Consider the following 22,688-nt stretch of genomic DNA (forward strand, 5'->3'; position numbering starts at 1 on the left):
GTGTTAACTATTTGATGAGCTTGAAATAACATGTTCATTAAATCACCTTAAACAGCGTCATTCAATATAAATAACGTATATAAAATGAGCTGCAACATCAGTAAAGCATGCTAGATTAATATTTGAATTAGAAGTCAAAGTACAGCGACAGGAGTGGTAATGGGGACTGAGATTGTCAGGCTGAATCGCGTCTCAAAAGGATTTAACGATGGAGACAAATTCCATCAGGTTTTAGATGATATTAGCCTTAGCCTAGATACCGCTGACACAGTTGCATTAACCGGCCCTAGCGGCAGTGGTAAAAGCACTCTACTTAATGTCATTGGCGGCTTCGAGTTTATCAAACAGGGCCAGTTGTTCATTAACACTAATGACACCGCAAGCTGGCAAGATAAGCAATGGAGCAAATTTAGGCGTCAGCACCTAGGCATGGTTTTCCAGCAATTTAATCTATTAACCCCCCTCAATGTAAAAGACAATATCGCCTTCTCTCTTCGCTTAAACCAACAAAAATGGAACCCTTGGTGTGACTATTTGGTAGAGCAACTCGGTCTGAGCGAAGTTAAAAATAGAAGTGTCGAAACTCTCTCCGGCGGTCAGCAGCAGCGCGTTGCTATCGCCCGCGCACTTGCCCATAGACCAAGGCTATTATTGGCCGATGAACCTACCGGCAACTTAGACGAAAAAGCGGGTCAACAGGTGATGAGCCTGCTTAGTCTGCTCGCTAGAGAGTCTAACACCGCTATTCTAATGGTCACTCACAGCAGCGACTGCGCAGCTTTTATGGCCAGGCGTTGGCACCTTGAGAATGGTAAGCTCTATGAGTAGCCTCGCCGGGCAGGAGCTGGGGCTTACGATGCGCTTAAGTCTGAGCGTATTTACACGCCACTATTTAAAATCACCTCTACAGGCCGGGGCGATTCTAGTCGGGCTAATACTCGCAGTCACCCTATTAATCGGCGTCAGAGCCACCAATGAAAATGCGATACGCAGTTACTCAGAAGCAACCGAGCTACTAAGCCAAAGAGCGCAACTACTACTCACACCGATAAGCGGTAAGAAGTCAGTTGATGAGGCAGTTTATTTTGCGCTAAAGCAAACTGGAGTCGATCGAGCCTTAGCGGTACTGAGCGGCACCGTCACCGATGAAACGGGGCAACGCTGGGATATTCAAGCAAGCGATCTGGTGGCGGCTCTGTCGATACAGAGCCAGCGAGAAAACCAAGGTCAAACGAAAAGCCAAACAGAAGACACCCCAGATAAAAGTCAGCTTTCGCTACTGTCGGCCAACCTCCCCCTCGGTAAGTTACTCTCGGGAGCTCCCTACATATTGATGAGTGAAAGCTTTAGTGCGCAAGTCACTCCTCAAGGCAGTATGACCCTTAACGGCACTCGGCTAAAAATTATTAGCCTAGACGATAGCCTTGGACTCGGCAGCGCCATCTTAATGGATATTTCACTGGGACAACGGCTGTTAAATCGCAGGGGAGAACTCAGCTATATCGCATTATTTGGTCAAGCCCAGTCGCTCACTCAAGCGGTCAATCAGGCCTTTAACGGTCAAGGCAGTCTGTATTTTAACCTTACTCCACAAGATGATGGCGAAGGCCTGACGAGCCTCACTCGCAGCTTTCACCTAAACCTAAGCGCCATGAGCCTACTGGCATTTGTCGTTGGGCTATTTATCGCCTATAACGGCGTGCGTTACAGCCTACTTAAACGCCAAAAACTATTGGTGCAGTTACAACAGCAGGGCGTACCTCAACGAGCGTTACTACTCGCCCTACTGTTTGAGCTACTCATATTAGTGTTTATCGGCTCATTAGTTGGCTTTATTCTGGGCCTGCAGCTCAGCCATTGGTTGCAACCTATGATTGCACTCACCCTTGAGCAACTCTACGGCGCGAGACTGATGCCAGGTGTTTGGCAGTGGAGCTGGCTCTATCAGTCTATCGGCCTCACCTTCTTAGCGGCACTACTCGCCTGTTATCCGCTATTTAGCCAGCTGGCTAAACAACCTTTAGCGCGCAGTGCGAGTCGCTTCGAGCAGCAGAGTCATGGTCGAAAACAACAAGGAAAACTCTTTGTTGTCGCCCTATTACTGCTCGCTTTAGCGGCTGGCTTGTTTCCGCTGACACAAGACTACCAACATAGCCTAGCCCTGTTAGGCCTAGTCACCATCGCCATTCCTTTACTCTTGCCATTAGTGTTACAAACAGGCTTATCCCTTGTTGAGCGAGCCACTCCACCAGGCCTATGGCAATATGGTGTCGCCGAGAGCAAAGAGCTTATCGCCCCACTCTCCCTAGCCATGATGGCGATGCTATTAGCACTGACTGCCAACATCTCGATGAACACTCTAGTCGGTAGTTTTGAGATCACCTTAAAGCAGTGGCTCGATGACAGACTCTATGCCGACCTGTACATCCGCCCCCCCAGCGGCAAAATGGTCGAGACTCAAACCTTGCTGGCAAGCTTAACCAATGTCAGTGCTATTTATGGTCAGTGGCTGCACACGAGTCAATACCAGCAAACGCCAGTGAGTTTAATGACCCGAGATGACCACTCCTTACGAAATAGCAATCAGATTAAGGTGCAGTCTAATGAGCATTGGCAAGATCTCTTCGAGGGCAAGGTGTTGATGATCAGTGAACCGATGGCGATCAAGCACCGACTCAATGTGGGTGACAAGATCAGCCTCCCCGAGTTTGAAAAGGCCTCTCTACCGCCAATGGCTATTGGCGCTATTTTCTATGATTACGGCAATCCCAACGGACAGGTCATCGTCAGTCAAGCGACCTGGAAACGGCTACAGTTACCGATTATGCCAACGAGCATTGCGGCGGATTACGCTGGTGAAATTAGCGAACTAGAATCGATACTGCAAACCCAGCTGTCACTGCCCGCCGCGCAGATGTTTAACCAAAGTAAAATCAAGCAGCGTGCGATACAAATCTTCAAACGCACCTTCTCTATCACCTTAGTGCTCAATAGTTTAACTTTACTGGTTGCCGCCATCGGCCTGTTTAGCGCCTGCTTGATGCTGACCCAAGCGAGACAAGCCCCACTTGCCAGACTCTATGCGCTGGGAGCAAGTCGCAGCCAACTACGCTGGTTGGTTTCGGGGCAGATGCTGTTGATTGTCCTATTTACCTGCCTCCTAGCCCTGCCTACCGGTGCCCTACTGGGTTACCTACTGATAAATAAGGTCACCCTACAGGCCTTTGGCTGGAGTATCGCCATGGTTTGGGACTGGCAGGCGTATTTCAGAGTGCTAATAGTCGCGATGCTTGTCAGCGCAATAGCGGTGATCTTGCCACTGTTGTGGCAAACCCGTCGCCCCTTAATTAGCAGCTTGCAGCAGGAGATATTATGAGGCCATTAATTTGTAGCCTGCTTTTGACTTTTTCACTCTGTGGATGCTTTTTCGATAAACCGACCGCAGACACACCACAGGGGATGGGACAGCTGCTCGATGGCAACATCCAAGGCTACGCTCCTGTCATTCCGGGAAAAATATTCTCCTTTCCCGCCGACCACCAGGCCCATGAAGATTTCAGACAGGAGTGGTGGTATCTTACCGCTAATCTAAAAACCGCCTCTGGAGAGCACCTAGGCCTACAATGGACCCAGTTTCGTATTGCTCTCTCCCCTCCAAACTTTGATGCAGAGGCGACGAAACAAGACGCAGTCCAATCGAGTTGGCAGACTCAACAGCTCTATATGTCTCATACAGCAATCACTAGCAAGACTCTGCACCTCGCCAAGGAAAAATGGTCTAGAGGCAGCCCAGCCCTTGCTGGCACTCAAGTAAGCCCCTTAGTTATTAAACAAGATGGCTGGCAGTGGCGCAGTGACGATAATCAACTATTTCCGGCCACACTATCGGTTACCACCGACAGTTTTAGCTACCAACTCAAACTTGATAGTCAGGCGCCCTTCCAGCTTCAAGGCGATAACGGCTATAGCCAGAAAAATGCAGCTGGCACAGTCGCGAGCTACTACTACAGCCAACCTTTTATCGAGGTCAGTGGCACTGTAGAGCGAAATGGAAAGACGGTAAAAGTCAGCGGTGATGGCTGGCTAGATAGAGAGTGGAGCTCGCAGTTTCTTGCCAAAACTCAGCAAGGTTGGGATTGGTTCGCCTTAAGACTAGATGATGGGTCTACGCTAATGTTGTTTCAGCTAAGGCAAAAAAACGCTGATAAACAAGATTTCTACAGCGGCAGGCGCATGTATCGCGATGGCCGCGGCCACAATATTACAAGTAAAGAGATCTCGATGATCCCAACGGCTTGGCAGCAGACAAAATCGGGACGCTACCCAATAAGTTGGCAAATCGCCATCCCCTCCGAAAACATCCAATTAACGACCCAAGCGCTCAACCTAGACTCGAGCATGCCGCTGTCCGTTGCCTATTGGGAAGGACCAATCAAGATTAGCGGTAGTCACAAGGGTCTTGGTTACATGGAGCTAACCGGTTATTAGACAATAATCAAACAACATACCTTGCCACAGATATATTCCCATTCTGTTTACGTCGCCACATGTGTGTAAATAAAAATCATTATCAAGAAATAAGCTTTTGAATATCTTGCCTTTTTAATACAGCGCAAGCTAACATTCCAAACGAGCATTTTTTAAACACCACACCAGTATTTATTGATAGATTTGTGAACTAGATCAACACCAAAAAGTTGATCTTGGTCTACAAAAAAAGCCAATACCCCTTGCGAGGTATACCCACAATTATTATGAGGTCTAGACTCGATACTAACCTTGCTAGATAACATAGACGCCACTCGGCAACGATGGAGTCGTCAAAATCATAAAAGGTATAAAGATGAGCCAAGAGTTTCATATTACCAGTCTAGTGGTGCACGCTGCGCCCCATGCTGTGACTGAGATAAAAAGCAGAATATCTGCTCTTGAAGGCACCGAAATTCACGCCGTTACCGATGAGGGCAAGTTTGTGGTCACCGTTGAAGGTGGTAGCCAACGCGCCATCCTCGATAGCGTAGAAGCAATAAACGCCTTAGAAGGCGTACTAAATAGCAGTCTAATTTATCATCAAGTCGATCCAGTAGAACAAAAGAGTGAGGAACACCATGAGCATTAGCCGTCGCGAGTTTCTAAAAGCCAACGCCGCCGTTGCAGCCGCAACAGCCGTAGGTGCAACTCTGCCAGTTAAGATAGTCGAAGCTGCAGAGCAAAAAGATAACATCAAGTGGGACAAAGCACCTTGCCGTTTTTGTGGCGTAGGTTGTAGTGTTCTTGTGGGCACAGATAATGGCAAAGTAGTGGCCACTAAAGGTGACCCTGAAAGCCCTGTGAACAAAGGCCTTAACTGTATTAAAGGCTACTTCCTTTCTAAGATCATGTACGGTAAGGATCGTCTAACCACACCGCTTCTACGTATGAAAGACGGTCAATATGATAAAGAAGGCGAATTCACCCCGATCAGCTGGGATAGCGCTTTTGACATCATGGCTGACAAGTGGAAAAACACCCTTAAGACTAAGGGCCCAACTGCGGTTGGTATGTTTGGTTCAGGCCAGTGGACAGTTTGGGAAGGCTACGCCGCCTCTAAACTTCATAAAGCCGGTTTCCTAACGAACAACATCGACCCCAATGCCCGTCACTGTATGGCTTCTGCGGTAGCAGGCTTTATGCGTACCTTTGGTATTGATGAGCCTATGGGTTGTTACGACGACTTAGAAGCTGCAGACCAATTTGTGCTTTGGGGCGCTAACATGGCTGAGATGCACCCAATCCTTTGGGCTCGTCTATCAGATCGCCGCTTAAGCAACCCGAATAGTCGCGTGCACGTGCTTTCAACGTTTGAAAACCGTAGCTTTGACTTAGCTGACAACGCGATGGTGTTCCGCCCACAGTCTGACCTAGTTATCCTTAACTACATTGCTAACTACATCATTCAAAACGATGCAGTGAACAAAGACTTCGTTAATAAGCACACTAAATTTGCCCTAGGTACAACCGATATCGGTTACGGTTTGCGTCCAGATCACCCGCTTGAGAAGAAAGCCAAGAACCCTGGTAACGGTAAGTCTAAGCCTATCAGCTTCGACGAATACGCTAAGTTCGTTAGCTCTTATACATTAGAGTACGCGGCAGAAATGAGTGGCGTTGAGCCAGAAAAGCTAGAGTTAATGGCGAAAGCTTATGCCGATCCAAACGTGAAGATGATGAGCTTGTGGACCATGGGTATCAACCAGCACACCCGTGGTGTGTGGGCCAACAACATGCTTTACAACATTCACTTGTTAACCGGTAAGATTGCTACCCCTGGCAACAGCCCGTTCTCATTGACCGGTCAACCATCAGCTTGTGGTACGGCACGTGAAGTCGGTACCTTTGCTCACCGTCTACCAGCTGACATGGTAGTAGCAAACCCTAAGCACCGTGAAATCACTGAAAAGCTATGGCAAATCCCTGCTGGCACCATTCCGCCAAAGCCAGGTTTCCACGCGGTGCTGCAAAGCCGTATGCTTAAAGATGGCAAGCTGAACTGTTACTGGACTATGTGTACCAACAATATGCAAGCCGGTCCAAACATTAACGATGAAATGTACCCAGGTTTCCGTAACCCAGAAAACTTCATCGTAGTATCTGATCCATACCCAACTGTTACGGCAATGGCAGCTGACTTGATTCTACCAACCGCTATGTGGGTAGAAAAAGAAGGTGCATACGGTAACGCAGAGCGTCGTACTCACATGTGGCACCAGCAAGTTAAAGCACCTGAGGGCGCTAAGTCTGATCTTTGGCAGCTAATGGAGTTCTCTAAGCGCTTTAAAGTGTCTGAAGTATGGCCTGCAGAGCTAATTGCTAAGCAACCTGAACTGGCTGATAAAACGTTATTTGACGTACTTTACGCCAACGGCGTCGTCAACAAGTACCCTGCCAGCGAGTGTAAGGGCGAGTTCAACGACGAGTCAGATGCATTTGGCTTCTACGTACAAAAAGGCCTATTCGAAGAGTACGCCCAGTTTGGTCGCGGCCACGCCCACGATTTAGCTGACTTCGATACTTACCATGAAACACGCGGTCTTCGCTGGCCAGTGGTTGATGGCAAAGAAACACTACGCCGCTTCTCTAAGGGTGACCCATATGTGAAAGGCGACAAGGAATTTGATTTCTACGGTAAGCCTGACGGTAAAGCGGTGATTTTCGCGCTACCGTTTGAGCCTGCTGCTGAAGAGCCGAACGAAGAGTTCGATCTTTGGATGTCTACCGGTCGTGTACTTGAACATTGGCATACAGGTTCAATGACCGCACGTGTACCAGAACTTTACCGCGCTTACCCAGATGCACAGATCTTTATGCATCCAGAAGACGCTAAAGCTCGTGGTCTAAAGCGTGGCGATGAAGTCATCGTAGCCTCACCTCGTGGTGAAGTGAAAACCCGAGTGGAAACTAAAGGCCGCAATAAGCCGCCAAGAGGCGTGGTATTTATGCCATTCTTCGATGCGCGCCAGCTGGTCAACAAGTTAATACTTGATGCGACTGATCCACTGTCAAAAGAGACAGACTTCAAGAAGTGTCCAGTTAAAGTAATGAAAGCATAAGCCTTTCATTAACAAAATTAACTTTAATCGCTTAAGCAAAAGCGGAGAAAAATAACGCAAATGAGTACGGTCAATCATAGTAAAGTCACAGCCAAAGGCGTCAATCGCCGTCAGTTTTTAGCCACTTCGGCAAAAGCTAGCTGCGCAATGGGTTTACTAGGAATGGGATTAACGGCAGTTGCTAAGCAATCTAGTCAGTTAGACCCACTCGCGATTCGACCGCCAGGTGCATTAACTGAAGATGATTTTCTTTCGGCCTGTGTACGCTGCGGCTTATGTGTAGAGGCTTGCCCTTACGACACTCTCAAACTAGCTCGCTGGTTTGAGGGCGTCCCAACGGGTACCCCTTACTTTAGCGCACGTAAAATCCCCTGTGAGATGTGTGAAGATATCCCTTGTGTTAAAGCTTGCCCGTCGGGTTCGCTGGACCATGAGTTAACTGATATTGAAGACGCCAAAATGGGGATTGCAGTCCTTATAGACGAGAAAAATTGCCTTAACTTTAAAGGGCTGAGATGTGATGTTTGTTATCGGGTTTGCCCGCTAATTGACGATGCCATCACCCTTGAAATGCAACACAATGAGCGCAGTGGTCACCACGCCATGTTTCTTCCCACAGTTAACAGCGACAGCTGTACTGGCTGTGGGAAATGTGAACATGCCTGTGTACTAGAGCAAGCTGCAATCAAGGTACTACCGACTCATATTGCGTTAGGAAAAACGGCTTCACATGATACCTATATCAACACCGAAGAGACCACGCTTGAGATGCTAAATAAGGGGCTTGAACTATGAGCCAGACACTAAAGCAAAAACCGACAACACGTGGCTTTGCTGCTGCGGCGGTAAAAGAGCTAGGCTGGTGGCGCGCCCACAAGTTCTTGTTCTTACGTCGTATAAGCCAAGTCAGTGTCTTTGCATTGTTTGCCCTTAGCCCTTTCATCGCAACGTGGGCTGGCGTTTGGCTGCTTAAGGGCAACCTCTCTGCCAGCGAACTCTTTGGCGTTGTGCCATTGTCAGATCCACTTGCAACCTTGCAAGTATTACTAACTGGCCACTTACCCGAGCTTAGTCTGGTACTTGGCGCCGCGATTATTGCGCTGTTTTACGCAATATTAGGTGGCCGAGTATTTTGCAGCTGGGTCTGCCCAGTGAATATGGTGACAGATCTTGCCAGCTGGTTACGACGTAAATTGAACTTGCCTCGCACTTCTGAGATGCCAAGAAATTTACGTTACTACCTGCTTGCGCTCGTACTGTTTTTGCCGATTATAACTGGCCTGACAGTATGGGAATGGGTCAACCCCGTGCCAGTTCTTTACCGCGCCGCGCTATTTGGCGCTGGCAGCGGCTTATGGATCTTGGCCGCCATCTTGTTACTGGATCTGTTTATCAGTGAGCGAGCATGGTGCGGACACTTATGCCCAACAGGTGCGCTATTTAGCCTGCTGGGTAAAGTGAGCCCGGTAAAAGTATCAGCTGTTAATGCCAAAGACTGCGATAACTGTATGGATTGTTTTACTGTTTGCCCTGAAAGACAGGTTTTAAAACCTGCACTCAAAGGTAAGCAGCCAATGATACTCGACAGTGATTGCACTCAATGTGGCCGTTGTATCGACGTTTGCGCCCAACGCGTTTTCCAGTTTCAGAATCGAAAGTATCAAAATCGAATTGCCCTAAAGGCGGAGAACAACCAATGAAAAAAGTACTCACCTTAGCCGCGCTAGTAATGGCGCTTAGTGCTTGCTCTGGTCAGCAAGCGAACACTCAAGCAGAACCTGTAAACATCAGTTCATTGGGTAAGTCTGAGATCACAGATATTCGTGCAGCCGATCCAGCGCCGCTTTATCCAAAGCGCGGTAAGTCTATCGAGCGTACCTTCGTACATCAGCCACCGATGATCCCACACAAAGCGGATTACCCAATCACGCTGAAGAAAAATGGCTGTATTAGCTGTCACAGTCCAGCGAAAGCTAAGCGCATGAAAGCAACAGCCGTTGATCCTTCACATATGTTGGCAGACGGTAAGTTAAATAACGAGTACTACAACTGTACTCAGTGCCATACGCCACAAGCGGAAAACAAGCAGCAGCTAGTCGAAAACGACTTCTCTGCTCAATAAGCTTTAACTAGCTTTAAACCATTAAAAAACCACCTCATTGAGGTGGTTTTTTATGTTCCATCTCTTATTAGCAATCGCTTTACTCTAAGGGCTCTAACATCCCTTCGCGGGCAGGCACCACCAATACATTGCTGCGGATACGGCTTAATATCGATTCCGCCATATTACCGACCACAAAAGCATACAAGCCTTGACGCTGTGCCGCACCAAGCACTAAATAGCGCACCTTATGCTTACAGGCTAACTGATAGATACACAAGTCGGGCTCACCCACCGTAATGTGAATGCGTTCAGGATCGATATTGAGCTTATCAAACAAAGCTTGGTGCTTAGCTTTTGCCTCCCTCACCATGGCGTAGGTATCGACGATCTCCATATCATGGATCACCTGAGGTAATCGAATCACAAATGCAAGATGTAGCTCACAACCTGTCGCCTCTGCCAACTGGGTCGCTTGACGAATAACGGCTTGATTCAGCTGCTGCTTTAAGGTTTTTTTACTGTCGAGATCTAACGCCATCATCACGGTATTACTCTTCTTTACTGGATGATCGGTCAGTAGCATTAATGGCACTCGAGTATGACGGATGAGGCTCCAGTCAACAGGTAGGTAATGGTTGGCGTGATGCACAGATTTAACTATAAGATCGAAGCCATGACGGTCTGAATGATGACAAGCATGCTCATAAAGATCTTTGCTCCAGACACTATGGGTTGGCGTATCGGCAGCATCGATACTCTCTAGCTCCAACTCAACCTTAGCCATTCGCTGCTGCATAATATGCTTTTGTGCAACAGCAACAAATTTTGGGTTGTAATACTCGGCATTGCCAAAATATTCAAAACTATAAGCAAATACCTCGGCGCGCTTACCTAACATTCTAGCAAGCTCCACTCCCGCCGATATCGCATCGACCTCGGCCTCTTCTCTCTGGGAAATAATGAATACTTTGTCCATCACGGTCTCCGCTTACTATACCCTGATTTTAGCTTAGACAAGTTTGAGGCTAACTGCAGTTAAACCGACAGGATTGATGATCCGGATCAAGACTGGATAAATGATAAAAAAGCCATCGAGCGATGGCTTATTGATAAATTTAATCATTAGGCTAAGTTAAATATCGCAGCCTAACGATTCAAAGTCTGCCTGACTCATATATTCAGTGGTAGGCAGATACTCTCCCATGATGGCATATTCATCTCCAGGTACCGAAGTGTTTTGAATCGCCTCGGCAAAATCCGCTTTCGGAAGCATGTTACGCACAATGAGCAATGCTTCATTGAGTTTATTACCTCCTCCCTCAACCACTCGACCAAAGCCATCTCCCTGCTCGGTCCATGGTAAGTAGTTATAGCCACACTCAGCGTTGGCATTACTCGGCTTAGTCACTTCTGGGCTAGTCACAACCGTGTAGTACCCCTCCTCATCGACAACAAGCTCCTCATCAAATAAGCATGCTGTCACCACTTGTGAGTAATACTCATTTTGGCAAATAGACCAGTAGCGAAGTTGAGACTCAGACTCATCAAATACACCACTGCCAGCCAGTGTTTTTGGTACCACTGGCAACTTACCTCTAGTAACAGCTACTTCGCCAAAATCACTGTTTAAGAAGGTACTCACATATTGATTATCGGCGTTAGCATAGTAATTCACTTTCCGCTCCGGCTCGCCGTCACACTTCCCGAGAAAGTTACACTGAATGCCAAATGTGCCATTGTAAGCTGCCCGCCATACCGCAGGATTTTTAGCTGGGTCGAATGCTGGATTTAGGCGGATCTTGCCATAGGTCTCCTTGGGCACGAGCGGGATAGCTAGGTTATCTGTGTCCACTTGCAATGCATCACAAGCTTGTTGACCATACAGTTGCTCCCCCGTTGATAAGGTCAACTCAACTGCAGGCAGTGCTACGCCGCCTAGATCATCTTGGCCTTCATCGCTAACGTAAATACGATAAATCAGTACCGCCTTGTTGCCCTGCTCTGCGTAATCAAACAAGGTATTACTTGGCAACTCGCCTGCTGGCTGACCTTGCGCAACAGCAAGGGTGAACTCTCTTAATTGCTTATGGCGCTCTGCACCTTGAATATAGGGATTAAAAGAGCCCTCATCTGCAACAATATCTTTATCTGTTATCGCCGTTGCTGGTGAGGTGTCTGCTCGGTAGCTATTGAGTGATATATAACGCGCATGGGGATATTCGCCATGCAAGGTTAAGCTGGCACCTTCTGGCAGGATATAACCCGCATGCCAGTAATTTGCTCCTGTATCAGGATAGGCAAAGTTACGTTCAGGATGGTCGATGTTATAGGGACCGACCCAGAAACAGGCGCTGGGCTCAATTTGCTTACCCAAAGGCTTCGGATCAGAATCTGAGTTACACCCCACAAGGGCAATCATCGACAAACAAGATACCAGTGTAAGCAAGGGTTTCTTTATACAACTTTTAGAATTCAACGAGTAATTATTCATTGTTATTGTTATTCCTTTTCTTATATACCCGACAAAATGTCATACCTTTCAACCTCTATTAAAAGGATTGTTGACGTCTCATTTTTCTATATAGGATAAAGATTGAGCTTAATGGGCATTATTTGTAACCTAAACCATACAAGCAGTGATTAATGGTCGGATTGAGACAGGTTTATGACTTTAAAGGACAGTAACAAGTTGACAGATGAACCTACGACGATTGCCTCTTGGGCTCTAGCCGTATGTCGCACAATCGATGCGGCTGGCGTCGATAGCCAAAAAATACTCGATGAGGTCGGCATCGACAAATCTATATTGCATGACCCAAATGCACGATTACCTACACAGCAAATGACGCAATTATGGCGGCGTACGGTCACGATAACAGGAGACGAAGCCATCGGCTTAAAAGTGGCTAACTTTGTACAACCCACCAGCTTTAACGCCTTGAGCTTTTCACTACTTGTTAGCGAGTCTTTAGCTGATGCCTGGAGCCGAGTAAAACGTTACTACAGCATTATTAGTAACGTACTCGAGGTGGATATTGAACATGGGCCAGAACAGTCTGCATTATGCTTTAATAAACTCCCAGGTAAACACTATGCAGATGAAGCTATCGACGCCTTTATGGCGACGAGTTATTTGATGGCACTACAGGTTAGTCATGGCCAGATAAAGCCCACGAGATTAGCGTTAGAGCGTAGACAACCTTTCGAGGCAAAACCTTTTGAACAGCTATTTAGTTGCCCAATTAGCTACGCAGCCAAAGGCAACAAAATCTACTATTCCAACCAAGACTTACAGCGGCCTTTCCCTTCGGCGAATAGAGAACTCGCCCTAAAAAATGATGAGGCGATTCACAGCTATTTTCTGGCATTATCTCAGCCTTCATTTAGCAAAAAAGTCTCCGAAGAGATTGCCATTGCAATGACGTTAGGCAATCCAGACCGAGACACCGTCGCCAAAACTTTTCATATGAGTAGTCGCAGCTTACAACGCAAGCTACGGGAAGAAGGAACATCCTTTAGCGAGCAAGTCGAGCAGATAAGAAAAAATTTAGCGCAAAAATATCTGTCGAGTCCGCAACTCTCAATGTTAGAGATCTCATTTCGCTTAGGCTTTAAAGATCCCAGTAACTTTACTCGAGCATGTAAGCGCTGGTATGGCGTGTCGCCTTTGCAATATCGACAGCAAAACAGTGCAAAATAATCGCAGTTTATTGATAACAACCCCAGAATTTCAATAGATTAAACTCGTGTTATCGGCGCAATGTCACTTGCTATCATCCTATTTTCAGGTAACGTTAAAGCAAGATCAATTGACATAAGAAGCGTCTATATGAAGTCAGGTAAGCACGATGCACAACTACTCAAGCTCGCAATGGAAATTGGTGTAGGCTACGCCAAGAAGAGAGGCTTTGCCGATTTTGGCCAAGGGATCTCCCCTAAAGATAAAGTCGAATGTATCTACCGATTATTGGTGCAAGATAACCTTATTCAGGCTCTGCCAAAAGATAAAGAAGATGGCCCCAATATGAAGCACAAACTGGTATTGTGGATCAGCCGTCAACTCCCCCCAGAGCATGAACTGCTTAACTGAGTACCTCTCGTCACTTTAGGTCTACCTGCTACGCTAAGTGGCAGGTATTACTCACCGAAGCCTCTACTCAAAAAAGCAATCGATTCACCATTTCAATCGTTAAGCTAAAACGGATCACTAGATAAGACAAGACGCTGAGAGTAAGACAAGCTAATCTTTCATATATTAAGTGGGATACTTACGCCAAGTTTAACGAATGTTGACGCGATCCGGTGCAACTAAAGATGCAAAGTTTAGCGGTCAACTCTATCAAGCCAAACCACTAAGCAATAATATTATGACGCTAGCTTACTTGGCTTTACCTGCTCTTTCGCCGAGAGTTGTTTCGAGCCAGAAGCATTGTCTAGCTTCTGCCTTTCGGCTTTATCCAATGGTTTAGCAGCTAAATAGAGCGCTTGGGCAAACAAACCTTGGTATGACTTCATCTTCTTTCCTGTCGTTGCTATAAAAATAGGCGAAATAGTGTGGTTGCGGTCAAAGTAATCCTTATCCTACTATTAGTAAAATGAATAATACCTATCCAATGAATTCCATTTAAGCATGAATGTTCAAATTAAAAGTCTGCACTGTTTTGTCACCCTATTAGAAGTCGGCAACTACACACGCGCCGCTGAAAAATTACACCTTACGCAACCCACCTTGAGTAAGATGATCCAACGTTTAGAAGATAATTTAGAGCAGCCATTACTCATTCGAAATAACCAGAAAGTGATCGCCACCGAGGCAGGCAGGATGCTCGCCAATAGCGCGCTACAAATTGTAGGACAATGGCATAGGCTTCAAGAAGATATTAATAGCTTAAATGGATTGCAGACAGGACAGTTGCGTTTAGGCGTTTGCCCCATGATGGGGGAGATGATTATTGGTCTACTGAGTGAATATCGAAAACGCTTTCCTAAAATTGAGGTCAGTATCGTCGAACTCGGAGGCTTTGGTGCAGAGCAAGCACTGCTCAATGACACCTTAGATCTCACCTTTACCGCGCTTCCGACTACCCACTCTCAAGAATTTCATAGCCACAACCTTAAGGGTTATCCTCTATTGGCATGCATACCCAATGGCCATGAACTTGAAAAGGCTGAGGCAATTACATGGGCCGCAATTGAGCCCCACCCCTTTATTCTCTACAATGATGATTTCTCCCTAGCTAAACTTATCCATAGATTAAGCCGCAAGGCCAATGTAGAGCTTAATGTTGCCGCCCAGAGCGGCCAATGGGATTTTATCGCTGCTATGGTAGAGGCACAGATGGGACTGGCCATCTTACCTAAGCCTATTTGCGATAAAATCAATTCATCCAAACTTGTCTATCGGCCATTATCGCCGAACTTAACTTGGGATCTGGCGTTAATTTGGCGTAAAAACCTGCCGCTAACTCCAGCAGCAGAAAGCTTTATTAGCTTAAGTCGCGAACTTAGTCCTGATAACTAACCATAAAGGGCGGTTGCTATGCGATTTCACGCCCTTTACGCAAAAACGTAGCTATTTTTTCCTTGACGCTTTACATCATACATTGCGCTATCCGCTTGTTCATACACAGCTGTAAAAGATTGCTCTGTGAAACAGCTGATACCTATACTCATTCCTACAGTGATCTCGCGACTTTCAACCGTGACAGGTTCCGAAAATGAACTCAGCACGCTATTGGCAATCCCTGCAAGCTGCGCTCTATCGCTTGTATCGAACAACACCACAAACTCATCGCCTCCTAACCTAGCGATAGCATTCGACTCATTGAACTCCAGTCTTAACATCTCAGCAATTTTCAGCAATAAGCTATCACCAAATTTATGCCCATAACGGTCGTTATTGGCCTTAAAATCATCTAAATCGATAAACATTAAAGCGCCACCTAAAGCGGATTGACGCAGTACTTCAAAGGCTTCAAGCAATGCTTTACGGTTGAGTAGATCCGTTAGAGGGTCGCGATGTGCAAGCTTAGCTAACTCTATCTCATAACGCTTCTCTTTAGTGATATCGACATGAGTCCCCATAATCCGCAGTGGCTCACCATTTTCTGAAAATTCGATAACCCGCCCTCTATCTGACACCCAGCTGATACTGCCGTCCTTATGTACCATCCTATGGGTAACATCATAAGAGTCTGTTCTGCCATTAATGTGATCTTCAAAGTTAGCGATAACCCAGTCACGATCTTCAGGATGAAGGTTAGCTTTCCAACTATCAATATGGGCAGCCAATTCATCAATGGTATAGCCAAGTAAAGAGCCCCACTCCATGTTATACATGGTGAGTTCTCCAGTAGGAATATACTGCTCCCACAGGCATAACCCTGTGCCATCTAACGCTGCATTCAGTTTTTGTTCTAGGATTCGGTTCTTTTCCCGTAACAAAGACCCCTCTTTTTCAAGCCGTGCGTTTTCCTGCATTAGCTTTACAATCATTTTTGCTTGTTCATCCGAGCGAGTAATAAGCTCCTCCTTGACTCACCATTCACCGAAAGGTGTATTAGATCCCCCATAAACACCAAAAAGTAACAACAAATGCAAAACAATAAAACCACAAGTCATCACACCTCCAATACATTGGATAGAAAAATCAAAGCAAAGCTCCTTAATTTCGCTCACGCAAATGACTAATGGGGTAAACTGCTAAGCCGCTTTTCATTGATCACGATATTGAATACATGACACTTAAGATTGGAATCGCTGGAGCAGGCTTCTCTGGCGCCGTTATCGCAAACGAACTTGCTAAAGCTGGGCACCAGATCACTGTATATGAACCACGTCAGCATATTGCGGGTAATTGCTATTCATCGAGAGATAGTGAAAGCAACATCATGCAGCATCACTTTGGTCCACATATTTTCCATACAGATAAAGCGCATATCTGGCACTACGTCACTCAACTCAGTCAGTTCATGCCATTTATCAATCGAGTCAAGGCTATGACCCAAGGGCAAGTCTATTCATTACCAATTAATTTACATACTATCAATCAATTTTTTAACGCACAGATGTCTCCATCTGAAGCTAAAAAGTTCATTGCAAGTCAGGCAGAATCGAGCATTCAACAACCACAAAATTTTGAAGAGCAAGCCCATAAGCTCATCGGTGAGCAACTGTATCAAGCATTCTTTAAGCACTACACAATTAAGCAGTGGGGGCGTTCACCTGCGACTCTGCCAGCCTGTATTTTAAAGCGACTACCCGTTCGCTTTAACTACGATGATAATTATTTCAATCATCCATTTCAGGGCATGCCAATTGAGGGCTATACGCCAATAATCGAAAAGTTACTAGAGCACCCAAATATCAGCCTAAAACTGAATACAAGCTTCAGCGCAGCTATGAAAGCCCCTTATGACCACATATTTTTCTCTGGGCCAATTGATGCCTACTTTGACTTTCAGCTAGGTAGATTGCCCTATAGAACCTTAGATTTTCAAAAAGAAACTCATGAAGGCGATTATCAGGGAAATGCGGTTATTAACTATTGCGATAACAGCCAAGCCTTTACCCGGATCAGCGAACACAAGCACTTCACTCCCTGGGAAACGCACTCAAGTACCGTGATCTTTAAAGAATACAGCCGAGAAGCCATGCCTGAAGATACGCCCTACTACCCTGTCAGACTAAGTGGTGATAACTCGCTGCTCAATCAATATATTGAGCTAGCAAAAAAACAAGAAAAAATTACTTTTGTCGGTCGACTAGGCACGTACCGTTATCTCGATATGGACGTCACGATCGATGAAGCATTAACCACCAGTAAGTTGTTTTTAGAATCGCTGAAAAACCAACAAACAATGCCCGTATTCACCACTTTATAATGCTTTGAAAGAATTAATAGATATGAAGAAATTTTTAGTCATTGCCCGTGTAGGAGACAACTCCCTGCATCCACATTGGTTAGAAAACAAGACGCCAAACTTTGACTTATTTTTAAGTTACTTTGGTGATAAGCCTAATCACTATCAGGCTGAAGCCACTTATTACGAGCAGGTGAAAGGTGGAAAGTGGCCAATTCTCCACAAGCTAATTGAAGCAAACTGGGCAATCATTTCTCAATATGAGGCAGTTTGGTTACCCGATGATGACATTTTAGTGGATGCGGAAACTATTAATAAGATGTTTACCCTTTTTAATGGCTTTGACTTGACGCTGGCGCAGCCTGCGTTGACCATGGACTCATACTTTTCCCATTCGAGTTTGCTGCGTCAGCCTCACTCTGTTTTACGCTACTGCAATTTTGTGGAAGTTATGGTGCCCATTTTCTCGGCTAGCGCCTTATTAAAATTAAAAGAGAGCTTTGACCAAAGCCCTTCCGGCTGGGGACTTGATGCGCTCTGGCCTCATCTTATCGACAATACCGATCTTAAAAAAATAGCGGTGATTGACGCAACGCCCGTTGTCCACACTCGTCCAGTGGGAGGAGAGCTATATAAGCTCAACCCAGAACTCTCACCAGAAAAAGATGCTGTACAGCTCCAAGACTTTTATCCGCAGTTCAACATCTGCCGACGCCATGCGCCAAATAAATTTAAAGTCTTTAGCCAAATAACAGAGTCTCAAATTTGCTCCCCCTTAATGGCCAGCATCAAGGGGAAATACCAGCGAGTGATAGCAAAATATAAGGCGAAAAAGCATCCCAAATTTCCCTCGAAATAAGCACATTCCCCAATTCCCCTTAAAGAGGCAACCAGAAAGGGGGCCTCATCCATTTATATCTTACAATTGAGCAGAATACTGCTTGGCCCTATCGCGCTTTTACATATCGAGACGCTGAAAAGCGCTAGCTATAAGGTCATTTCGCAATTCAGCACTAGCAACCTATCTCATCTGAAAGCCTCTAGCATCTTTGGCGCTCTTCCACTTATTAACCAAGCTTTGATTCTGGTCAATTAAGCGCCAGATTTTATCTCTTTATCTATAATTATTGACTATAGAACAAGGGATAAACCGATCAGAATAGCGGGAGATGATGTGACTGTGGCAACTCAAGGACTGACGACCGTTCAAGCACAGGCTCGGTTGCAACAGTATGGTAAAAACTGTTTGCCAAAACCACGAAGAAATAGCTTCTCACGGCTGTTTCTACTTCAGTTTCGTAGCGCATTTATCTACGTACTACTGGTGGCCGTCATTGTCTGCTTGCTACTGGGACAACTCATCAATGCATTCTTTATTTCTGCAGTCTTACTGATCAACGCTCTCATTGGCACCATTCAAGAGTATTCAGCGCAGCAGGCTGCTGATTCATTGGCTCATATGGTGCCGCAGCAGAGTCGAGTTGTGCGTGATGGCCACCCAATACTACTAAGCAGTGATGAGTTGGTTCCCGGTGATTGGGTCATGCTCAATAGCGGCGATCGCATAGGCGCCGACATAAGACTTAAACAATCCACCCAATTCCAGGTTGATGAGTCGGCTCTCACCGGCGAGTCAATCTCTGTCAGCAATAAGCAGCAGGCGTTTGCTGGTACCTTAGTCACCCATGGCCGAGCGGAAGGCGAAGTCATGGCAACTGGGAGCAAGACTCAAATTGGCCAGATAGCCAAGCTTGTCCATCAAGGTGAGCATACCAAACCGCCACTGATGCAGAGGATCGATCAGTTTACCCTGCGGATCGCAATCGCGATTCTGATCATCATCGCCTTCATATTTGGCCTCACGCTTCTACGTGGTGCCGCCCTTTCCGAGGTATTTCTTCTCGGCGTCGCATTAGCCGTATCGGCCATCCCCGAAGGTCTCCCTGCCGCGATTACCGTGGCGCTTGCCATAGGTATGAAGCGCATGGCAAAGGCTAACGTAATCGTGCGAAAACTGGTTGCGGTCGAGGCACTCGGCTCCTGCACCTTTATCGCCTCCGATAAGACTGGCACCTTAACGGTCAACGAGATGACCATAGGCCAAATTTGGCTAGCAAATGACCAGCTGTATGATGTCACAGGTGAAGGGCTTAGCCCGACAGGCAGGGTATATCGACACGGGCACGGTAGTCCTGTGGATTTACAAAGTGAAAGTACACTCAAACAGTTAGTCACCGCAGGCGTCCTAGCCAATGAGGCGCACTTGGTGTTTGAAGGGGATAAGGTTCATGCCGATGGCGATGGCGTAGATCTAGCCTTTCTCGCCCTAGGCCACAAACTTAAGGCTCTCACCGATAAAGAGTGTAAGCGACTCACCCTCTTCCCCTACGAGTCGGAGAAAGGTTTTAGTGCCAGTGTTAATGCAACCGAAGCGGGGCCAGAGCTATCAGTGAAAGGAGCGGTAGAGAAGCTCCTTCCCATGTGCCCACTAAATAAAGAGATACAACAAAAAATTCTCAATCAAACCCACTCAATGGCTAAGCGGGGTTATCGCGTCTTAGCCTTGGCTCATGGAAAAGGCACCCCACTAGATGAGCATTTCAGCGATCTACAGTTTCTTGGTTTGGTCGCCATGAGCGATCCGCTCAGGCCCGATGCAATCGCTGCGGTTACGTCCTGTAGACAAGCGAAAATCAAGGTAGCAATGATTACGGGCGACCACCCAGCGACTGCACTGACCTTATCGCGACAACTTAAAGTTGCCGACGAAACCGATAGCGCAATCACGGGGCAAGAACTCGAGCAAGCTAGGCAGCAGGATATCAATGCATTTGATCGGCTCGTTGCTAACCATAGGGTGTTTGCGAGGGTAAAACCCAAACAGAAGATGGAGATCACCGAGTCGCTTATCAGGCAAGGGGAATTTGTCGCCATGACCGGAGATGGCGTCAATGACGCTCCGGCACTAAAGCACGCCCATGTAGGGATAGCCATGGGCCTTAGGGGGACAGATGTAGCCAGAGAAAGCGCGTCCTTGGTGCTCACCGATGATAAGTTTAGCTCCATAGTAAAGGGGATCATCGAGGGACGCATCGTCTATAACAATATCCGTAAGGTGATCTACCTGCTTATCAGCACTGGAGCTGCCGAGATCTTTCTGTTTATCCTCAGCGTCTTATTTGCACTGCCAATCCCCCTGTTTCCACTGCAGATCCTCTGGCTCAATATTGTCACCAATGGCGTACAAGACGTTGCACTGGCTTTCGAACCTGCCGAAGGCAGAGAGTTATCTCAAGCACCTCGCTCACCAAAAGAGCCCATTTTCGACAGGTTAATGCTAGAAAGAGTCTGCACTAGTGCCCTTACTATGGGCTTAATGGCTTTCGCTCTATTTACTATCTCTCTAAATATGGGAGTTGATGAAGTCGAGGCCCGGAATCTAACATTAATGTTGATGGTACTGTTTGAAAACGTGCACGCACTCAATAGTCGCTCCGAGCACAGGTCAATATTAAATACACCTATGTTGAGTAATCCAATATTACTTATTGGGATCCTTGTGGCCCAAGGGATCCATATTGGTGCCATGTATACACCAGGGCTAAGCGATGCACTGCAAATCAGTCCAATCAGTCTCAACCAGTGGCTTGTGTTACTGGTCACGGCCTCTGTGCTCTTCCTTGTAGACGAAGCACATAAGAAGAATTGGCGTACTAGGCATCAGCCTAAGCCTGCAGTCTCGATAGCTGAACATCCACGAGAGTAGTGGCCGCTTGCAAAGCGAAATAAGGTCAAATATTAGACTTAATACAGGCTCACAACTATTCTCATATTAATCAACCAGAGGGTTGGAAATACTGATGCGCTTTCTATATTTAGTTCTTGTATTGCTAACAGTTACCCGAATATTTGCGGTACTAGCCAAACGGCTAAATTTGCCGCCAATCGTTGGAGAATTGGTATCGGGTATCGCACTGGGTCTGTTTCTCCACCGCTTTCAAGACTCATTCCCTCTGCTATGGCAGGTGACTCAAGGCGAAGCGTTTGAGGCGCTTGCCGATCTGGGAATGTTTTTCCTTATGCTACTCGCGGGTGTGCGCATGAGCCCGCTAGATTTTAAAAAGACCTCAAGCTCAGCCCCCGCAGTGGCTGTCGGGGGGATGTTAGTGCCTATTATCGCAGGCACAGTGATAGGGCTGATGCTATTTCCTGAATCCCCCTTCAAGACTGTCCAGAGTTGGTTCTTAGGCACCGCCCTCGCAGTTACCGCAGTACCTGTCACCATTCGAATGCTGATGGAGTTTAACCGCTTAGATACCGAAGAGGGTAAAACCATTGTCGCTGCGGCGCTGTGGGATGATCTGTTAAGTTTATTTATCCTCGCACTCTTGTTAGCGGCAATCTCTAATGGCGGCACCCTCTCTTTTAGTTTGGAATTATGGGGGCCTTTACTCGCCAAGGTGCTACTCTTTTTCGCCATTACTATCCCTGTCGGTTACTATCTGTTTCCGCTTATCGGCCGCTACCTTAAGTACATCGATATTCCCGATATCGATTTTAGTATGCTGTTGATCGCCTCTCTGGCGTACGCGGTACTGGCTGAATTGCTGGGGCTACATTTCATTATCGGCGCCTTCGTCGCTGGTATGTTTTTTCATCCTGCCGTGGTGGAACAAAAAATCTATAACCGAGTCGAGAGACAGACCTCCGGTATCACCTCCGGCTTTCTCGCACCGATCTTTTTCGTGTCCATCGGCTTTCACCTCAACTTAACCGCTCTGTTCTCTATACCTGAATTTGTAGTGCTACTCATCACTGTAGCCCTGCTCAGTAAGCTTATCGGTGCAGGATTTTGTGCCCGCGCGACCGGGCATGATACTCCAGAGTCCTTGCGGATAGGTGTGGCGATGAGTGGTCGAGGAGCCGTGGAAATCGTGTTGGCGGGTGTCGCATTGCAAGCCGGACTGTTTAATCACCCAGAGCCTACACCGCCGATCATCTCCGGACTCTTCTCCGCCATAGTGATCATGGCAATTGCAACCAGCATTATTACCCCTCTGCTATTAGCCTTTCTCATTCGCTTTCATGGGGTCGATAAAGAGTGAATGGCAGGCAAAAAAAATACCCACACAA

The 22,688-nt window shown here is 46.7% G+C and carries 19 protein-coding genes; 15 read left to right on the forward strand and 4 right to left on the reverse strand.

Annotated features, from left to right (window positions below; genetic code table 11):
- Positions 1–159 precede the first annotated feature (159 nt).
- The 8 genes from K5Q92_RS15880 to K5Q92_RS15915 all read left to right on the forward strand — a co-directional run bounded on the left by K5Q92_RS15880 (position 160) and on the right by K5Q92_RS15915 (position 9,711).
- Positions 160–828 carry an ABC transporter ATP-binding protein gene (locus K5Q92_RS15880; RefSeq protein WP_220769908.1) on the forward strand — a complete coding sequence of 223 codons (669 nt, stop codon included), beginning with the start codon at positions 160–162 and terminating at the stop codon, positions 826–828.
- Positions 821–3,376 (forward strand): ABC transporter permease, encoded by a 2,556-nt coding sequence (locus K5Q92_RS15885; RefSeq protein WP_220769909.1) that lies wholly within the window; start codon positions 821–823, stop codon positions 3,374–3,376. Before K5Q92_RS15880 ends, K5Q92_RS15885 begins: the two co-directional genes overlap by 8 nt.
- Complete coding sequence (locus tag K5Q92_RS15890) at positions 3,373–4,488, forward strand: lipocalin-like domain-containing protein (RefSeq protein ID WP_220769910.1); 1,116 nt, start codon at positions 3,373–3,375, stop codon at positions 4,486–4,488. Before K5Q92_RS15885 ends, K5Q92_RS15890 begins: the two co-directional genes overlap by 4 nt.
- Positions 4,489–4,843: 355 nt before the next feature.
- Entirely contained in the window at positions 4,844–5,119 is a 276-nt protein-coding gene (locus tag K5Q92_RS15895; protein WP_220769911.1) for a chaperone NapD, read from the forward strand.
- Positions 5,109–7,589, forward strand: coding sequence for a nitrate reductase catalytic subunit NapA (gene napA, locus K5Q92_RS15900; protein WP_220769912.1), 2,481 nt, complete (start codon positions 5,109–5,111; stop codon positions 7,587–7,589). Before K5Q92_RS15895 ends, napA begins: the two co-directional genes overlap by 11 nt.
- A gap of 60 nt (positions 7,590–7,649) precedes the next feature.
- Complete coding sequence (gene napG, locus K5Q92_RS15905; protein ID WP_220769913.1) at positions 7,650–8,384, forward strand: ferredoxin-type protein NapG; 735 nt, start codon at positions 7,650–7,652, stop codon at positions 8,382–8,384.
- Positions 8,381–9,289, forward strand: coding sequence for a quinol dehydrogenase ferredoxin subunit NapH (gene napH / locus K5Q92_RS15910; RefSeq protein WP_220769914.1), 909 nt, complete (start codon positions 8,381–8,383; stop codon positions 9,287–9,289). Before napG ends, napH begins: the two co-directional genes overlap by 4 nt.
- A complete protein-coding gene (locus tag K5Q92_RS15915) occupies positions 9,286–9,711 on the forward strand; it encodes a nitrate reductase cytochrome c-type subunit (protein ID WP_220769915.1) in 426 nt (141 codons plus the stop codon). The genes napH and K5Q92_RS15915 overlap by 4 nt, the downstream gene beginning before the upstream one ends.
- A 79-nt stretch (positions 9,712–9,790) precedes the next feature.
- On the opposite strand, the gene K5Q92_RS15920 is transcribed toward K5Q92_RS15915, so the two are convergent.
- Together K5Q92_RS15920 and K5Q92_RS15925 are read right to left on the reverse strand one after the other, a co-directional pair.
- Positions 9,791–10,669 carry a universal stress protein gene (locus K5Q92_RS15920; protein WP_220769916.1) on the reverse strand — a complete coding sequence of 293 codons (879 nt, stop codon included), beginning with the start codon at positions 10,667–10,669 and terminating at the stop codon, positions 9,791–9,793.
- 156 nt (positions 10,670–10,825) lie between these two features.
- Positions 10,826–12,139, reverse strand: a complete 1,314-nt coding sequence (locus tag K5Q92_RS15925) for a hypothetical protein (RefSeq protein ID WP_259649594.1) — start codon at positions 12,137–12,139, stop codon at positions 10,826–10,828.
- 243 nt (positions 12,140–12,382) lie between these two features.
- Here K5Q92_RS15925 and K5Q92_RS15930 point away from each other — a divergent pair, with 243 nt between their 5' ends.
- Complete coding sequence (locus tag K5Q92_RS15930; RefSeq protein ID WP_259649595.1) at positions 12,383–13,393, forward strand: AraC family transcriptional regulator; 1,011 nt, start codon at positions 12,383–12,385, stop codon at positions 13,391–13,393.
- Between the two features lie 129 nt (positions 13,394–13,522).
- Positions 13,523–13,783, forward strand: a complete 261-nt coding sequence (locus K5Q92_RS15935) for a DUF5062 family protein (RefSeq protein ID WP_220769919.1) — start codon at positions 13,523–13,525, stop codon at positions 13,781–13,783.
- 275 nt (positions 13,784–14,058) lie between these two features.
- On the opposite strand, the gene K5Q92_RS15940 is transcribed toward K5Q92_RS15935, so the two are convergent.
- Entirely contained in the window at positions 14,059–14,208 is a 150-nt protein-coding gene (locus K5Q92_RS15940) for a hypothetical protein (protein ID WP_220769920.1), read from the reverse strand.
- 115 nt (positions 14,209–14,323) lie between these two features.
- Between K5Q92_RS15940 and K5Q92_RS15945 the strand changes: the two genes are divergently transcribed.
- Positions 14,324–15,214 carry a LysR family transcriptional regulator gene (locus K5Q92_RS15945; protein ID WP_220769921.1) on the forward strand — a complete coding sequence of 297 codons (891 nt, stop codon included), beginning with the start codon at positions 14,324–14,326 and terminating at the stop codon, positions 15,212–15,214.
- A gap of 35 nt (positions 15,215–15,249) precedes the next feature.
- Here K5Q92_RS15945 and K5Q92_RS15950 read toward each other — a convergent pair whose 3' ends face one another.
- Complete coding sequence (locus K5Q92_RS15950) at positions 15,250–16,188, reverse strand: sensor domain-containing diguanylate cyclase (RefSeq protein WP_220769922.1); 939 nt, start codon at positions 16,186–16,188, stop codon at positions 15,250–15,252.
- A gap of 242 nt (positions 16,189–16,430) precedes the next feature.
- On the opposite strand from K5Q92_RS15950, the gene glf reads away from it, so the two are divergent.
- The 4 genes from glf (at position 16,431) to K5Q92_RS15970 (ending at position 22,660) form a co-directional block, all read left to right on the forward strand.
- Positions 16,431–17,576 (forward strand): UDP-galactopyranose mutase, encoded by a 1,146-nt coding sequence (gene glf, locus K5Q92_RS15955; RefSeq protein WP_220769923.1) that lies wholly within the window; start codon positions 16,431–16,433, stop codon positions 17,574–17,576.
- A gap of 22 nt (positions 17,577–17,598) precedes the next feature.
- A complete protein-coding gene (locus K5Q92_RS15960) occupies positions 17,599–18,414 on the forward strand; it encodes a DUF707 domain-containing protein (RefSeq protein ID WP_220769924.1) in 816 nt (271 codons plus the stop codon).
- Between the two features lie 315 nt (positions 18,415–18,729).
- Positions 18,730–21,321, forward strand: coding sequence for an HAD-IC family P-type ATPase (locus K5Q92_RS15965; RefSeq protein WP_220769925.1), 2,592 nt, complete (start codon positions 18,730–18,732; stop codon positions 21,319–21,321).
- 94 nt (positions 21,322–21,415) lie between these two features.
- Positions 21,416–22,660 (forward strand): cation:proton antiporter, encoded by a 1,245-nt coding sequence (locus tag K5Q92_RS15970; RefSeq protein WP_220769926.1) that lies wholly within the window; start codon positions 21,416–21,418, stop codon positions 22,658–22,660.
- Positions 22,661–22,688: the final 28 nt, after the last annotated feature.

This window comes from Shewanella sp. MBTL60-007, assembly GCF_019654915.1.
Lineage (GTDB): Bacteria > Pseudomonadota > Gammaproteobacteria > Enterobacterales > Shewanellaceae > Shewanella.

Excerpts from the sequence above, each read along its gene's own strand:
- K5Q92_RS15880 (WP_220769908.1), top strand. The coding sequence starts at position 160 with ATGGGGACTGAGATTGTCAGGCTGAATCGCGTCTCAAAAGGATTTAAC.
- K5Q92_RS15885 (WP_220769909.1), top strand. The coding sequence starts at position 821 with ATGAGTAGCCTCGCCGGGCAGGAGCTGGGGCTTACGATGCGCTTAAGT.
- K5Q92_RS15890 (WP_220769910.1), top strand. The coding sequence starts at position 3,373 with ATGAGGCCATTAATTTGTAGCCTGCTTTTGACTTTTTCACTCTGTGGA.
- K5Q92_RS15895 (WP_220769911.1), top strand. The coding sequence starts at position 4,844 with ATGAGCCAAGAGTTTCATATTACCAGTCTAGTGGTGCACGCTGCGCCC.
- napA (WP_220769912.1), top strand. The coding sequence starts at position 5,109 with ATGAGCATTAGCCGTCGCGAGTTTCTAAAAGCCAACGCCGCCGTTGCA.
- napG (WP_220769913.1), top strand. The coding sequence starts at position 7,650 with ATGAGTACGGTCAATCATAGTAAAGTCACAGCCAAAGGCGTCAATCGC.
- napH (WP_220769914.1), top strand. The coding sequence starts at position 8,381 with ATGAGCCAGACACTAAAGCAAAAACCGACAACACGTGGCTTTGCTGCT.
- K5Q92_RS15915 (WP_220769915.1), top strand. The coding sequence starts at position 9,286 with ATGAAAAAAGTACTCACCTTAGCCGCGCTAGTAATGGCGCTTAGTGCT.
- K5Q92_RS15920 (WP_220769916.1), bottom strand. The coding sequence starts at position 10,669 with ATGGACAAAGTATTCATTATTTCCCAGAGAGAAGAGGCCGAGGTCGAT.
- K5Q92_RS15935 (WP_220769919.1), top strand. The coding sequence starts at position 13,523 with ATGAAGTCAGGTAAGCACGATGCACAACTACTCAAGCTCGCAATGGAA.
- K5Q92_RS15940 (WP_220769920.1), bottom strand. The coding sequence starts at position 14,208 with ATGAAGTCATACCAAGGTTTGTTTGCCCAAGCGCTCTATTTAGCTGCT.
- K5Q92_RS15945 (WP_220769921.1), top strand. The coding sequence starts at position 14,324 with ATGAATGTTCAAATTAAAAGTCTGCACTGTTTTGTCACCCTATTAGAA.
- K5Q92_RS15950 (WP_220769922.1), bottom strand. The coding sequence starts at position 16,188 with ATGATTGTAAAGCTAATGCAGGAAAACGCACGGCTTGAAAAAGAGGGG.
- glf (WP_220769923.1), top strand. The coding sequence starts at position 16,431 with ATGACACTTAAGATTGGAATCGCTGGAGCAGGCTTCTCTGGCGCCGTT.
- K5Q92_RS15960 (WP_220769924.1), top strand. The coding sequence starts at position 17,599 with ATGAAGAAATTTTTAGTCATTGCCCGTGTAGGAGACAACTCCCTGCAT.
- K5Q92_RS15970 (WP_220769926.1), top strand. The coding sequence starts at position 21,416 with ATGCGCTTTCTATATTTAGTTCTTGTATTGCTAACAGTTACCCGAATA.